Origin of the sequence: Paraburkholderia sp. EG286B (genome assembly GCF_040965655.1) — a bacterium.
In the GTDB taxonomy this organism is placed as follows: domain Bacteria; phylum Pseudomonadota; class Gammaproteobacteria; order Burkholderiales; family Burkholderiaceae; genus Paraburkholderia.
In genome coordinates, this window is the sequence record NZ_JBFRCF010000029.1 from 24,226 (window position 1) to 39,415 (window position 15,190).

Genomic DNA, 15,190 nt, shown 5'->3' on the forward strand with positions numbered 1-15,190 from the left:
TAAGCATGACTACCCTTGTTATCGCTGAACACGACAACCAGTTGATTAAGGCTTCGGCGCTGAATACTGTTGCGGCGGCCCGAAAGATCGACGGTGAAATCCATCTGCTCGTCGCAGGTTACAATGTGCAGACGGTAGTGTCTGCTGCTTCCAGAATTGAAGGCGTTGCGAAGATTATTGTCGCCGACGCGCCGCAACTCGAGCAGGGTCTTGCTGAAAACGTCACGCGTGTTGTTCACGATCTCGCGTCCGCTTATACGCACTTTCTGTTCCCGGCAACTTCACAAGGCAAGAACGTAGCCCCTCGCGTTGCTGCTGTGCTCGACGTCGCGCAAATCTCAGACATTACTGCAGTCGTAGACGCTAATACGTTTGAGCGTCCTATCTACGCAGGCAATGCAATTGCTACGGTCCATTCGCAGGATGCCAAGAAGGTCATTACAGTTCGCAGTACAGCATTCGACGCCGTAGCTATGAACAACACGGTAGATGACATTACGTTCCTGAACGCCCCGCAAGATAGCGGACTCTCTGCATTCGTAGGCCGCGAAGTGACGAAGCTGGATCGTCCGGAACTCACGAGCGCGAAGTTCATCGTCTCGGGCGGCCGGGGTCTCGGCTCGGGCGAGAACTACATCAAGGTTCTGGAGCCGTTGGCAGACAAGCTCGGCGCGGCACTGGGCGCATCGCGCGCGGCCGTCGACGCGGGCTTCGTGTCGAACGACTATCAGGTTGGTCAGACCGGCAAGATCGTCGCGCCGCAACTGTATGTAGCGGTCGGCATCTCGGGTGCGATCCAGCATCTGGCCGGCATGAAGGACTCGAAGGTGATCGTCGCAATCAACAAGGACGAAGAAGCGCCGATCTTCAGCGTAGCCGACTACGGCCTCGTGGGCGATCTGTTCACGCTTGCGCCTGAGCTCAACGCTGCGCTGTAATTGCCCCCGTAGCTAGTTCGCCAGATGCCGATGTCATGGGCCACTCGGCCTTCTACTCGGAAACATCAAAAAACCAGGCATGATGTTGTCCCGCGATCAATCGGGACGATACCTGCCGGCGGTTGATGAACTGGCTCCCCTTGATGGTGACCGCGCGCCCCGATCGTGATCGATCGGGGCCGGTCGTTTCGCGGAGTACACGCCCGAGATTGGCGGGGCGCTCATGGACCTGTACACAGAGTGCACTGGTCGAGAAATCCTTTTTTTGAAGCGATGGGGCGGGGTTTCGATTCGCTCCCACTAACTATATGAAATTTTCAGCAAGACGGGAGGCACATGAGTCTGGAAGTTGAAGCCAGGGGAAGCAATCGCCTGCCGGATATCGAGACGGATGTCGCCATTGTCGGTGCCGGTCCGGTCGGCCTTATGATAGCCAACCTGCTCGGGCAGTCAGGCGTACGCGTCTTGATGATTGAGAAGCTCGAACAGATCATCGATTACCCACGCGCCATTGGTCTGGATGACGAATCGTTGCGTGTGTTTCAGGCGATCGGCCTCGCCGATACCCTCGTGCCGCACACGACGCCCGACCACTGGATGCGCTTCACGACCGGCGATGGCTATTGCTTCGCGTCGATCGAGCCACGCACCGACGAATTCGGCTGGTCGCGCCGTAATGCGTTCCTTCAGCCGCTCGCAGATAACGTTCTATGCGAAGGCCTCAAACGTTTCCCGCGAGTTCAGGTGCTGTTCGGCCACGGCGTCGAATCGTTCGAGCAGGACGCGCATGGCGTGACGATCGAAGCGCGCGACGTAAGCGGCGCAACGCGGCGTATTCGCGCGGGCTACATGGTCGGTACGGACGGTGGCAACAGCTTCGTGCGCCGTACGCTCAATGTGTCGTTCGATGGCCGCACCAAGCCGAACAAGTGGATTGTCGTGGATGTGCGCAACGATCCCGTGGGCGAACCGCACATATATCTTGTGTGCGACAACGAGCGCCCGTATGTATCGGCTGCGCTGCCGCACGGCATTCGCCGCTTCGAGTTCAAGGTCATGCAAAACGAGACCGAAGAAGAACTATCGAAGCCGGAAAACATGGCCAAGCTGATTCGCAAACTCGTCGCCGATCCCGACAAGGTCGACTACATCCGCAAGCGCGTCTATACGCACAACGCGCGCCTTGCCGACACCTTCCGCGTCGGCCGCGTGCTGCTCGCTGGCGACGCTGCGCATATCATGCCAGTGTGGCAGGGCCAGGGCTATAACAGCGGCATCCGCGACGCGAGCAACCTCGCATGGAAGCTCGCGATGGTGGTCAATGGCACGTCGCGTCCGAGCCTGCTTGACAGCTACACGGCAGAACGCCGCGCCCACGCGCGCTCGATGACCCATCTATCCGAGGTCGCGGGCGACATCGTCGCGCCGGAAACCAAGCTCGGCAAAGCCATGCGCGGTCTGTTGATCAAGAGCTCGGCGGTGTTTCCCAGCGTGCGCCGCTACTTCGTCGAAATGCGCTTCAAGCCGATGCCGCGTTACGAGCGTGGCATTGTGCTGCTGCCTGAGCCGAAGAAAACGGGTGGCTGGCTGGCGCGCCGTCTGGAGCGCGCGGGTAACGGTCCGCTCGGACGTCTTCTGAATCTGATGTCGCAAAACCGCGCCTCGCTCGTGGGCCGCCTCGCTTATGGCCGCGACCCGCTCGAGAAATCGCCGGTGGGCCGCATGTTCATCCAGCCGCGCGTGCGGACGCCGGAAGGGCAGATCGTCCGTCTCGATGATGTGATCGGCAACAACTTCACGGTGTTGGCTTGGGGCGCGGACCCGACCTTCGGCCTGACCGACGGAGCGCGCGTGATCTGGGAACATCTCGGCGGCCGCTTCGTGTTCGCGAAACCTGACGTGCAGATGTCCCACAGCGACGATGTGCCCGCTGGCGTGCTTGCGATCGGTGACGTACAGAATCGCCTGAAGGACTGGTTCGGCGCGCGTCCGACCTCGGTGGTGCTGTTGCGTCCGGATCGTTTTGTAGCCGGCGTGTGCTCGCCGCAGGAAGTGTCGAACGCAATCATCGAACTGGCAGGCAAGCTCGATCTTGTGATGCACGCGAATCAGTCAATCTGAATCAAAGGAGAACAGGGGATGACCCAGCAGAACATTGAAGCTATCGCGGCACGCCTGCGCGAAGCGCAGCGCACGCGCAAGGCAATCGAGCCGGTGCGCGGCGAGATCGCACTGGGCGGCATTCCGCTCGACGACATGGCGACAGCCTACGCGGTGCAGCAGGCCAACGTCGATGTGCGCATCGCTGCCGGCGAGCGCATTGTTGGCCGCAAGATCGGCCTGACTTCGCTCGTTGTGCAGAAGCAGCTCGGCGTCGATCAGCCGGACTTCGGCGCGCTGTTCGCGAACATGGCCTACGGCGACAACCAGCCGATGCCGCTCGCGAGCCTGATCCAGCCGAAGGTCGAAGCTGAAATCGCACTGGTGCTGAAGCACGACCTCGTACGTGAAAAGCACACGTATGTGGATCTGATCAATGCGACCGACTACGCGCTGGCCGCGATCGAGGTGGTGGACAGCCGCATTCGCGGCTGGGACATCCACTTCGTCGATACGGTCGCCGACAACGCGTCGAGCGCGCTGTTCGTGCTAGGCAGTCGCCCTGTTCCGCTCGCCGATGTCGACCTGTTCAATGCCGCGATGATCCTCGAACGCGACGGCGAAGTGCTGTCGCGCGGCGGTGGCGCGGCTTGCCTCGGCAACCCGCTGAATGCCGCAATCTGGCTCGCGGACCGCATGGCGCAGCTCGGCACGCCGCTGCGCGCGGGCGACGTGGTGCTCACCGGCGCGCTCGGCCCGATGGTCGTAGTGACGCAGCCGGGCACTTATACGGCGAACATCGAAGGACTCGGCAGCGTACGCGCGACGTTTGCTTAACACACTGAGCACTCAATTCATCAGGAAATCGACATGGCTTCGGCAAAACTCAAGGCCGCGATCATCGGCTCGGGCAACATCGGCACGGACCTCATGATCAAGATCATGCGGCATGGCAAGCATCTGGAAATGGGTGCGATGGTCGGCATCGACCCGAACTCGGATGGTCTCGCGCGGGCCGCGCGCCTCGGCGTGGCAACCACGCACGAAGGCGTGCAGGGGCTCGTGAACCTGCCCGTGTTCAAGGACATCGACGTGGTGTTCGACGCCACCTCGGCCGGCGCGCACATCAGGAACGACGCGTTCCTGCGCCAACCCAAGCCCGGCATCCGCGTGATCGACCTCACGCCCGCCGCGATCGGTCCGTACTGCGTGCCGGTCGTGAACCTCGACGCGCAGCTCGCCGCGCCGAACGTGAACATGGTCACCTGCGGGGGGCAGGCCACGATCCCGATGGTGGCGGCCGTCTCGCGCGTCGCGAAGGTCCACTACGCGGAAATCGTCGCGTCGATCAGCAGCAAGTCGGCGGGCCCGGGTACCCGCGCGAACATCGACGAATTCACGGAAACGACCTCGAAGGCGATTGAAGCCGTTGGTGGTGCCGCGAAGGGCAAGGCGATCATCGTGCTGAACCCGGCCGAACCTCCGGTCATGATGCGCGACACCGTCTACGTGCTCTCGGAAGCCGCCGATCAGGCGAAGATCGAAGCCTCAGTCGAGGAAATGGCCAAGGCCGTGAACGCGTATGTGCCGGGCTATCGCCTGAAGCAGAAGGTGCAGTTCGACGTGATTCCGGAGAGCGCACCGATCAACATCCCGGGCCTCGGCAGGTTCAGTGGCCTGAAGACCTCGGTCTTCCTCGAGGTGGAAGGCGCTGCGCACTATCTGCCGGCCTACGCGGGCAACCTCGACATCATGACCTCGGCGGCGCTCGCCACGGCGGAGCGCATCGCAAGTTCGGTCGTCGCCGCATAAAGGACAACGCACATGAGCAAGAAACTCTATATCTCCGACGTGACACTGCGCGATGGCAGTCACGCGATCCGTCACCAGTACTCAATCCAGAACGTGCAGGACATTGCACGGGCGCTCGATAAAGCCAGGGTCGATTCGATCGAAGTCGCGCACGGTGACGGTCTGCAGGGGTCGAGCTTCAACTACGGCTTCGGCGCGCACAGTGACCTCGAATGGATCGAGGCGGTGGCAGACGTGATCTCGCACGCGAAGATCGCGACCCTGCTGCTGCCCGGGATCGGCACGATTCACGACCTGAAGGCCGCATGCAACGCGGGCGCGCGCGTGGTACGCGTGGCGACGCACTGCACGGAAGCCGATATCTCGAAGCAACACATCGAGTACGCGCGCGAGCTCGGCATGGACACGGTGGGCTTCCTGATGATGAGCCACATGACCACGCCGGAAAACCTCGCCGTGGAAGCGAAGAAGATGGAAAGCTACGGCGCGACCTGCATCTACGTGGTGGACTCGGGCGGCGCGCTGACGATGAATGACGTTCGCGACCGGTTCCGCGCGGTGAAAGCCGTGCTGAAACCCGAAACGCAAACGGGTATGCACGCGCACCACAACCTGTCGCTGGGCGTGGCGAACTCGATCGTCGCAGTGGAAGAAGGTTGCGACCGGATCGACGCCTCACTTGCAGGCATGGGCGCAGGTGCGGGTAACGCACCGCTCGAAGTGTTCATCGCGGCAGCGGAGCGCATGGGCTGGAATCACGGCACTGATCTGTACACGCTGATGGACGCCGCCGACGACATCGTGCGTCCGCTGCAGGACCGGCCGGTGCGCGTGGACCGCGAAACGCTCGCGCTCGGCTATGCGGGCGTGTATTCGAGCTTCCTGCGTCATTCGGAAGTGGCCGCGAAGAAGTACGGCCTGAAGACCGTTGATATCCTTGTCGAGCTGGGCAAGCGCCGCATGGTCGGCGGTCAGGAAGACATGATCGTTGACGTCGCGCTCGATCTGCTCAAGCGGCGGTGAGACAAGGGGCAGGCCGGCGCTGTGTGCGCTCGTCTGCCCTTATTCCGATCAAAAGAAAAGGACACCATTTTATGGAACCATCAATAGAGATCGTTGAAGAACGGGTTCTCGCGCGCCTGTATGGCGAGCGTGCGGCGCCGCCCATCACGGTAACGCTCGGCGCGTCATTTGTTTCATTGAGTGATAACGCGCTAGAAGCCGAGTACGTGGGCACCGCGGCGTTCCTGAACCCTGCAGGCCAGGTGCAGGGGGGCATGCTGTGCGCGATGCTCGACGATGTAACCGCGACGCTAGTTACCTCCTCGCTGGGCGAAGGCGAGCATTGCGCGACGCTGAACCTGAACACATCGTTCCTGCGGCCCGCGAAGGCCGGCAAGCTGATCGGCCGCGCAACGCTGGTGCGCAGGGGGCGCGGAATCTGTAACGTCAACGGGGAGCTCTGGCAGGACGACAAACTCGTCGCGACGGCGACCGCGGTGTGCATGATCGTTGTACGATGAGTCACCCATTGATCAATGGATGACTCCCACTGTCAGGCCTGCGCGCGTCCCCGGTACTTGAGACGATAATCGAGTTGCGCGCGTGTCAGGCCGAGCAAGGTCGCAGCTTTTGCGACGTTGCCACCGGTTTCAGCCATGGCAGCTTCGATCAGCGCAGTTTCGACCTCGGTAAGCCTCGCCGTTTGCTGCTGAATCGCGCTACGGGCCCACTGGTTGAGATCGGTCGGAGGACTGACAGCTTCCGACGGACCGGCACACAGCGATTCGTCACCCGTATTCAATATCTGCTGTCTGGCCAGATGGCCCAGCTCGGTTAGCCGCATCAAGCTGGCATTGCCGAGGCTCGTATCAACGCTGAACAAATGTCGCAGATCAAGTGATTCACCATCATTCGCGACGATAATTCCGCGCTCGATCACGTTCTCGAACTCGCGGATATTGCCCGGCCATTGATAGTTCAGCACTGCTTGTAATGCGCGCGGCGTGATACCCGGAATGTGACGGCCGTGCAATGTTGAAAGCCGCTTGATGAAATGCTCGAGCAGCAGAGGCAGGTCGTCGCGCCGATCACGCAGGGGCGGAATGCGGATTGGAAACACGTTGATCCGGTAGAACAGATCTTCACGAAACCGTCCTTCCTTGACGGCTTGGGGCAGATTCTCGTTGGTGGCGGCCACCACGCGCACGTCGAGCTTGATCGTCTTGTTGGAACCGAGTCGTTCAAACTCACCGCTTTGTAGAACACGTAACAGTTTGCCTTGAGCGCTGAAGCTCAGAATGCCTATTTCATCCAGAAACAGGGTGCCGCCGTTGGCAGATTCGAAGCGCCCTGGCCGGGATTCGGCCGCACCTGAATAAGCACCGCGTTCCACGCCGAACAATTCCGACTCGAGTAACGATTCGGGGATCGCTGCGCAGTTGACCTCCACGAAGGGGGCGTTGGCGCGCTTGCTCCAATGGTGGGTTTCCCGCGCGACCGCGCTTTTCCCGACGCCGCTTTCTCCGAGCAGCAGCACGGTGGCCTGCGTGCTCGCCACACGGTGCACCTTGTGCAACGCCGAAGTGAAACTGACAGACGAGCCCACTAGCCGATCGGGTTCGCGGGTGCTGCTGTCGTCCGACGCCTTGCTGGTGGATTCTGCGCCTGATTGAGGCGCAACGGACTTGCGCGTCGCGCGATTGGGCTCGGCGCTCAGGTAGTGCAGGTCTTCCTCGGCGTTATCCCAGTTTTCCGCCGGCTGCGCAATGATGCGGCACTTGCTCTGACCCATCGCACGGCATTCGACTTCACGGGCAAGGATGCGCTTGCCCATGATCTTGCTGAGGAATCCAGACGTATAGCCAACGCTCATCCAGCAGGCTGGCTCATGGTCTTGACCATAATTGGCCAGATGGATTTCGTCCTCGACACTGTCACTCCAGAAGAACTCCGAATAACAATAGCCTCCCGTACTGTCGACCTCCACATGAACGGGTTCCGTCTTCACGTAGCCTTCCAGCGCATGTAACTGCACGCCGGCGGAGATGATGTCCCGCTGGGACAAATGACTGCGCATCCTCCAGGCGAGTTCGGCATCGCGCGAGCCGGCGACATAACCCATCCGCGTGAGCAAATGCCGGGCAGCCTGCTGACCGACGACTTCGATCAGTTCTCGCCGCAGCACACCAAGACTCTCGGTCGCAAGCAGGAGCATTCTGCGATCGCGCAGCCAGATGCGGCCTTCCACCGGATTGAAGTGCAGGTTTTCGAGAATGTCACTGAAGTCCATCGCATCGAGCGATTTCAGTTCTGGTGATGACCTGCGGGGCTGGCTGTCGAGAGGTGATGCAGTCATTGAATATCGGTTAAAGGTAATTGGGGAAAACTGCCATTACTGTACAAAAGGAGTCGGGATGCTGATATTCATGAAATCCCGACCCTGATGCCGAAATTCGCGTTCCCAGTTCATGAATTTCTGAATTTCGGCGCCGTGGCATTCTCGGTCGAATCTGCTGGTTATACCGGATAGACAAGGCTGGAAGCCCTGAGAAATCGGCAAGCACCAGAATTTTCATCAAGACTGGCGCGCACTTTGCTTATAGAGCGCTCTGCACAAAAACATGAATGTGTTCGCAACGAAGGGCACTCATGGATGTGTTGCATGGTTTTCTGATAAGCGGAGATGTGGATGGGAGAGCCTCACTTGGAGCTTCAGGCGATGACTACAGCCGAAGTTGTTAAACGTATTGATTCATCGTTATTTCGCGCAGGTATGCGTCGACTGGCTGGCGCATGTACGGTAATTGCCTCGCGCGGAGAATCGGGCAGAGCTGGCTTGACTGCGACCGCAGTCTGCTCCGTTAGTGCCGAGCCCGCACGCCTGCTCGTGTGCGTGAACAAATCGGTGTTCGCGCATACGGTCATCGTTGAATCCGGCCGGTTAAGCGTGAATGTTCTGGCCGCACATCAGGAAGGCATCGCAAGGCGTTTTGCGGGCATGGTTGCCAATGTCGCTGGCGAGGATCGCTTTCTTGGCGAGGGCACCTGGCGCGAGGGCAAATTCGGGATTCCGATTCTCGAGGGCACGCTCGTTTCGTTTGGTTGCAGGGTGGTAGAGCAGATCGAGGCAATATCGCACACCGTATTTACGTGCGAGGTCGTTGAGGTTTGTTGCGACGAGGAGAGTACATCGCCGCTGGTGTATTTCGAAGGGAATTTTTCTCAGCTAGAGCAGGAAAAAATCAAGAATTCTTGATATCGAGGAGATAGATATGAATACAGCGAACAAGCGGGACATCCCGACCGAAGAAGTTCTGGTAGAACGCGCGAAAGCACTCGTGCCGATGCTGCTGGAACGCGCGGCGGAGGTTGAGAAGAATCGCGCGGTTCCCGCCGACATCATCGCGGCTTTCAAGGAGGCGGGTTTCTTCCGTATCCTTCAGCCCAAGCGCTGGGGCGGATATGAGATGAATCCGTCGGTGTTCTACAAGGTGCTGATGGAACTCGGCCGCGGCTGCTGCTCCAGCGCCTGGAACGCGATGATTCTGGGCGTCCATCCGTGGGAATTCGGGCTCTTTCCGCAGCAGGCTGGTGACGACGTATGGTCGGCCAAGGATGATGTGATTGTTGCGTCATCCTATGCACCGGTGGGTTCGATCAAGAAGGTCGAGGGCGGTTACGTCCTCAGTGGCCGCTGGCCGACTTCGAGTGGTACCGATCACGGCGAATGGGTGATTCTCGGCGGGTTCGAGCGCGACGATCAAGGCAAGCCCTTCAACAAACTCAGCTTTCTGGTTCCACGATCCGACTATACGATCGTCGATGACTGGCACGTATTTGGTCTGGCCGGCACCGGCAGCAAGAGCGTGGAATTGAAGGAAGCGTTCGTTCCCGAACATCGGACCCATAGCACCACCGATTACCTCATGAGCGACCGGGGCGACATGTACCTGTATTCGTTCCAGCAGGTGTTTTATTCCTCGGTGGCGTCGGCCATCGTCGGCATGGCCCAAGGTGGGGTGGATGAGTTCATTCGCCAGATGAAAACCCGCGTCAACGGCAGCAATGGGCTCAGGGCGGCACTTAGCCCGTATGTGAAGGACCGTCTCGGCAATGCGCAAGCGCGGGTGCGCGCGGCCAGGGCCCGGATCCTGAACATCGCGCAGGAGACGACTCGCTATGTTGAATCCCGGCAACTGGTGCCGCTCAGCGAACGCGTCGCGATCAATCTCGATATCGCCCGTTGCGGCCGCGAATCCGAAGAGGCTGTCATGCTGCTGTTCAAGGCCACGTCGGCCCGAGGCATCTACCTCGACAATCCGCTGCAGCGTATTCTGCGCGACGTCATCGCGGGCGCGAATCACATTACGCAGAACGCTGACGATACCGCCGGTATCCTCGGGGGTTATTTGCTCGGTGAGCCGTTGCCCCCGCTGCTGTTCTCGCGTGATCCCCTGCCGCAATAAGTCACGAGATAAATAAAAACACGGGGTAAGATGGGAGATGTATGCCCGTCTTACTCCGGTAAGGTCAATAAATTCCGGAGACGAATCGCCGTGCAAATAAACAATTCTGGCAAAAACTGGGATGTGAAGTACGAAATTAAAGCTGTGCTTCTGCTCGCTTTGGGCTTCGCCCTGGTCACGCTGGATCGGAATCTCATCTATCCGCTGTTTCCTACGATCGCGAAGGATCTTGGTCTGAATTATCGCGATCTCGGAATGATTTCTGCGAGCCTCTCTCTATGCTGGGGCCTTGCGGCGATGTCATCGGGTCGTCTAGCCGACAAGTTCGGTACCAAGCGAGTGCTTGTGCCGGCCGTGATCCTGTTTTCGCTGCTGGTCGGTTTCGGCGGTTTCGCTAGTGGAATGGTGAGCCTCGCAGTGATGCGGGGTCTGCTCGGCATTGCCGAAGGGGCGTATCAGACCGTCGGCGTTGCCGCCACGGTGGAGGCGTCGAAGCCAACGCGACTTGGCCGGAATGTAGGCCTCCAGCAGATGTCGGGACCGCTCGTCGGCATGGCGATCTGCCCGCTGTTCGTTGTCTGGGCGCTCAACGTATTGCCGAGCTGGCACTGGGTCTTTGTGATTGTCGTCCCGCCGGGCCTGATCATCGCGGCGCTGCTCGCGAAGGTACTACGCTCCTTCGGGCCTGCTCAAACCGCCGAAGAGGCAACGAAATATACGTGGCGAGACGTAATTCTGCACGGCAATGTGCTGCCCGCTACGCTGCTGCAGTGCTGTTCCATGTCGGGCCTCGTGGTGCTGTCGGCATTCCTGCCGCACTACCTGACCGATCATTTGAAGCTGGATCGCGATTCGATGGGGACAGTGCTGTCTGGCTTTGGCCTGGGCGCTACCATCGGCCTTGTTGCAGTGCCTGCGTTGTCCGACTGGCTGGGCCGTAAGCTGGTGATCGTGATCGCGTTGCTGGTCGAGTGTATTGCGCTCTGGGTGTTTCTTAATATCGGCGCCGCTCCGCTACAGCTGTTCTTCGCACTGACCGTGATCTCGTTGCTTCTCGCGGGTGTCATCGGCACCACGATCGGACCTCTGGCATCCGAATCGGTGCCGCACGGGCTTGGCGCGACGGCGACCGGTGCAATCGTCGGTTTTGCGGAACTGATCGGCGGCGTAATCATGCCGGTCGTGACGGGCAGTCTTGCTGTGAACGACGGGATTTCTGTGATCGTGAAAATCGCTGCGGGCACCGCCGTGCTGGGACTGATCGTGGCCGCGCTGTGGATCAGGGAACCGCGCCGCGGATCGCCTGCTCAAGGTATCGCTGCGCAATAAGGAACTGGTAATGTCGAGAAAAAATCGTCCGCTTGACGGCCTCATGGTACTGGACCTGGGACAGGTCTATCAGGGGCCTTATGCGACGTACCTGATGGCCAAAGCTGGCGCTACTGTCATCAAGATCGAGCCGCCCGGCGGTGAGCCGGTACGGCAACGTGAAGCGATCAGCAAGGGGGCCGGAGTTCCATTTGCACTCCTGAACGGACATAAGCAGTCCATTACACTCAATCTCAAGCACGAGCAGGGCAAGGCCGTACTGAAGCGCCTGGTCGAAAAGGCCGACGTGCTGCTCGAAAACTTTGCGCCGGGCGTTATGGACAGGCTCGGGGTGGGATGGTCGGTGCTGCAAGGGATCAATCCGCGTCTCGTGTACGCATCTGGTTCGGGTTACGGCCTGTCGGGCCCAGACCGATTCAAACAGGCCATGGACATCACCATCCAGGCGGCGTCCGGCATGATGAGCGTGACGGGCTTCCCGGATGGCCCCCCGGTCAAGTCAGGCCCGGCCGTAGTCGATTTCCTGAGCGGTATTCACCTGTATGCAGGTGTGCTGACCGCTTTGTATGAACGGCATTTCACTGGTAAAGGACGTCTGGTCGAAGTCGCCATGCTGGAGACGGTCTACCCCACGCTGGCATCGAATCTGAGCTTTTATTACGACTTCGATGAGGTTCCGCCCCGCACCGGCAATGAGCACGGCGGACGTTCGGCAGCGCCTTATAACGTGTATGCTGCCAAGGATGGCCACGTCGCCATCATCGGCGTGACTGAAGGGCACTGGAGCAGTCTGTGCAAGGCGATGGGCCTCGAGCATCTAATCGAGGATCCGCGCTTTGTCAGCAATGTCGAGCGCGTGCGTCATATGAAGGACACCGATGCACACGTTTCGGCTTGGATCAGCACGCTCACACGAGACGAAGCCTGCGCCGTGCTAGAGGCACACAAGGTGCCGCATGCGCCGGTGCGCAATGCGATCGAAGTCACCAACGATCCGCATATGCATGAACGTGGCTTCCTTGAATGGATCGACCATCCTCAATATGGCCGGATCGCCGTCGCGGACAGCCCGTTGCGCCTGCACGGTACCGACCATTTGCCGGCGGCAGCTTCCGCGCGCCTCGGCGCACACACGCGAGAAGTCATGACGTCGGTGCTGGGAGTCGATGCGGAAGACTTTCTTTCGTGGCAGGCGGCAGGTGTGTTCGGTCCTCAGCCAGAACTGACTGCCGCTGACACGGCTAGCGCAATTGCAGAGAATTGAATGAACGAGGTTCCCTTGACAGAAGAAAACACTCTGGTACTGGACGCGGCAGAACGTATCTTCACGGATCTGGCGAATCCGCAGACCATCCTGCAGAGCGGTTCGGATGACTGGAAAGTTCCGTTGTGGCAGGCATTGAATGAGATGGGTCTGCCGCAGGCGTGGCTGCCGGAATCGTCCGGCGGATATGGGCTCTCCCTGGCGGAGGGTTTTGCGGTAGTACGCGCCGCAGGCCGGTCCGCGCTGGCCATTCCGCTCGTGGACACGATGGCGGCCGGATGGATTGCCGGTCAGGCTGCTTTGTATTTGCCGCCGGGCGCCGCAGTAGTGATCGTGGCAGGCAGCCGCGCGTCGGTCCAACTGGACGGCACCGGAAAACTTGAGTTGCACGCAACGCATGTTCCGTTTGCACGAGAGGCGCAGTCTTTCGTCGTGGTCGTTGATGACGGCGAAGCTGCTCGCATCGCTGTGGTGCCCACCAGCGATTGTGAAATCGTAGCTGGAACGAATCTCGCGGGTGATGCCGCAGATGAAGTGCGAATCGTCTCCGAAGTGCAGACCAGTGCGCGAGTGCCGGGTCTTTCGGCAGACCAGTGCCTGGCCCTGCTCGCCACGTGCCGCGCATTGCAGATCGCGGGCGCATTGCAGGCGGCACTCGACATCAGTGTGTCTTATGCGAAAGAACGCGTGGCGTTCGAGAAAACCATCTCGAAGTTCCAGGCCGTACAGCAAAATCTGGCCCGACTCGCCGGTGAAGTTGCAGCGGCCGTAGCCGTATCGGAATCGGCTGCGGATGCGCTGACGCAGTCGGACCTGTCAGCGGCGGAACGCCTGCTCGAGGTCGCCTCGGCCAAGATCCGCTGTGCAGAAGCCGCAGAGATTGGCAGCCGCATCGCCCATCAAGTGCTGGGCGCGATCGGCTTTACTGAAGAACACATCCTGCACCGCTTCACCTTGCGAGCCCTGTCGTGGCGCGATGATTACGGTAATGAATCGAGCTGGGCGAAGCGTCTCGGTGCACTCGTGAGCCGCGGTACTGGTACCGATCTGTGGCACCTGCTTGCGGCCCGGTGAGACTGAGGAGATAGGCATGACTTTGCAATTCGATCCTGTACGTTTGCCTGCACGCTGCCAGGCCCTGCGCGAAGAAGTCCGCACGTTTCTTGCCGAAGAAATCAAGGCCGGCACGTTCGATCCTGAAAATCCTGGTGTCGACGAAACCAACAGCGTGCTCTTCGCGAAGAAAGTGGCTGCGAAAGGCTTGATTGGCATGACCTGGCCGAAGGCCTACGGTGGACAGGAGCGCAGCTTTCTTGAGCGCTACGTTGTGACCGAGGAAATGCTCGTGGCAAGAGCGCCGACGCGCCACTTCTTCGTGGCCGACCGTCAAAGCGGCCCGACCCTGATCCGGTATGCGAGTGAATCTATCAAACAGGACATCCTGCCGCGCATCGTGCGCGGGGAGCTGTGTTTCTGTATCGGTATGAGCGAACCGAATTCCGGATCGGATCTCTTTGCCGCGAAGGCGAAAGCAACTCCGGTCGACGGTGGCTGGGTGCTGAATGGCACGAAGATCTGGACCACCCTGGCGCATAAGGCCGACTACATGATCGGCCTGTTCCGGACCTCTGCGCCCACCAAGGAAAACCGGCGCCACGGGCTGACCTCGCTGCTCATCGACATGAAGACTGCAGGCATTACCTGCAATCCTATTGCCCAAATCGGTGGAGAGAAAGAGTTCAACGAGGTGGTGTTTGAGGATGTCTTCGTTCCGACTTCGCACCTGATCGGCGAAATCGACGGCGCATGGAAGCAGGCCACGAGCGAACTGGCCTATGAGCGCAGTGGACCCGAGCGTTTCCTGGATACGTTCAGCGCACTCGATGCCCTCGTGGATGCTGTCGACGGTGTCGATGGTGCCGAAGATGATGCACGTTTCACCGTTGGGGTGGGACGTCTTGTGAGCCAGCTGCATACCTTGCGCCGCATGTCGGTATCGGTGGCCGGCATGCTCGCGTCTGGTAGGGAGCCCATCGTCGAGGCCGCGATCGTCAAGGACCTCGGGACGGTCTGGGAACAGGAATTGCCTCATCGCGTGCGCGATCTGGCAGCATTCCTCGATGAAGCACGGCCGGCGGTGCAGGCTATACAACGACACGTGACGCACGAGCTGCACATTGCGCCCAAGCTGACCGTACAGGGTGGCACGACCGAAATCCTGCGCGGCATCATCGCGCGCGGTCTTGACTTGCGCTAACGATTTTCCTTGCAGGAGTTGA

General features: G+C 60.0%; 13 protein-coding genes. 12 read left to right on the top strand and 1 reads right to left on the bottom strand.

Going from position 1 to position 15,190, the window contains the following annotated elements; all coding sequences use genetic code 11:
• The first annotated feature begins 5 nt into the window (after positions 1-5).
• From AB4Y42_RS37565 to AB4Y42_RS37590, 6 genes are all read left to right on the top strand, one after another.
• Entirely contained in the window at positions 6-938 is a 933-nt protein-coding gene (locus AB4Y42_RS37565; RefSeq protein WP_368697038.1) for an electron transfer flavoprotein subunit alpha/FixB family protein, read from the top strand.
• A gap of 336 nt (positions 939-1,274) precedes the next feature.
• Entirely contained in the window at positions 1,275-3,059 is a 1,785-nt protein-coding gene (locus AB4Y42_RS37570; protein WP_368697039.1) for a bifunctional 3-(3-hydroxy-phenyl)propionate/3-hydroxycinnamic acid hydroxylase, read from the top strand.
• 18 nt (positions 3,060-3,077) lie between these two features.
• Complete coding sequence (gene mhpD / locus AB4Y42_RS37575) at positions 3,078-3,875, top strand: 2-keto-4-pentenoate hydratase (protein ID WP_368697040.1); 798 nt, start codon at positions 3,078-3,080, stop codon at positions 3,873-3,875.
• 33 nt (positions 3,876-3,908) lie between these two features.
• Complete coding sequence (locus tag AB4Y42_RS37580) at positions 3,909-4,850, top strand: acetaldehyde dehydrogenase (acetylating) (RefSeq protein WP_368697041.1); 942 nt, start codon at positions 3,909-3,911, stop codon at positions 4,848-4,850.
• A gap of 12 nt (positions 4,851-4,862) precedes the next feature.
• On the top strand, positions 4,863-5,873 hold the full coding sequence (gene mhpE, locus AB4Y42_RS37585) for a 4-hydroxy-2-oxovalerate aldolase (RefSeq protein ID WP_368697042.1): 1,011 nt from the start codon (positions 4,863-4,865) through the stop codon (positions 5,871-5,873).
• 23 nt (positions 5,874-5,896) lie between these two features.
• Positions 5,897-6,373 (top strand): PaaI family thioesterase, encoded by a 477-nt coding sequence (locus tag AB4Y42_RS37590; RefSeq protein WP_368697043.1) that lies wholly within the window; start codon positions 5,897-5,899, stop codon positions 6,371-6,373.
• A 32-nt stretch (positions 6,374-6,405) separates the two neighbouring features.
• Here the strand turns inward: AB4Y42_RS37590 and AB4Y42_RS37595 are convergent, their stop codons facing one another.
• On the bottom strand, positions 6,406-8,208 hold the full coding sequence (locus tag AB4Y42_RS37595) for a sigma 54-interacting transcriptional regulator (RefSeq protein WP_368697044.1): 1,803 nt from the start codon (positions 8,206-8,208) through the stop codon (positions 6,406-6,408).
• 363 nt (positions 8,209-8,571) lie between these two features.
• Here AB4Y42_RS37595 and AB4Y42_RS37600 point away from each other — a divergent pair, with 363 nt between their 5' ends.
• The 6 genes from AB4Y42_RS37600 (at position 8,572) to AB4Y42_RS37625 (ending at position 15,168) form a co-directional block, all read left to right on the top strand.
• Positions 8,572-9,108: a flavin reductase family protein gene (locus AB4Y42_RS37600; protein ID WP_368697045.1), complete on the top strand. Its 537-nt coding sequence runs from the start codon at positions 8,572-8,574 to the stop codon at positions 9,106-9,108.
• 16 nt (positions 9,109-9,124) lie between these two features.
• Positions 9,125-10,318, top strand: a complete 1,194-nt coding sequence (locus AB4Y42_RS37605) for an acyl-CoA dehydrogenase family protein (protein WP_368697046.1) — start codon at positions 9,125-9,127, stop codon at positions 10,316-10,318.
• A 90-nt stretch (positions 10,319-10,408) separates the two neighbouring features.
• Positions 10,409-11,647, top strand: coding sequence for an MFS transporter (locus AB4Y42_RS37610; RefSeq protein ID WP_368697047.1), 1,239 nt, complete (start codon positions 10,409-10,411; stop codon positions 11,645-11,647).
• A gap of 10 nt (positions 11,648-11,657) precedes the next feature.
• Positions 11,658-12,911 carry a CaiB/BaiF CoA transferase family protein gene (locus tag AB4Y42_RS37615; protein ID WP_368697048.1) on the top strand — a complete coding sequence of 418 codons (1,254 nt, stop codon included), beginning with the start codon at positions 11,658-11,660 and terminating at the stop codon, positions 12,909-12,911.
• Positions 12,912-13,985 (top strand): acyl-CoA dehydrogenase family protein, encoded by a 1,074-nt coding sequence (locus tag AB4Y42_RS37620; RefSeq protein WP_368697049.1) that lies wholly within the window; start codon positions 12,912-12,914, stop codon positions 13,983-13,985.
• A gap of 16 nt (positions 13,986-14,001) precedes the next feature.
• A complete protein-coding gene (locus tag AB4Y42_RS37625) occupies positions 14,002-15,168 on the top strand; it encodes an acyl-CoA dehydrogenase family protein (protein WP_368697050.1) in 1,167 nt (388 codons plus the stop codon).
• Positions 15,169-15,190: the final 22 nt, after the last annotated feature.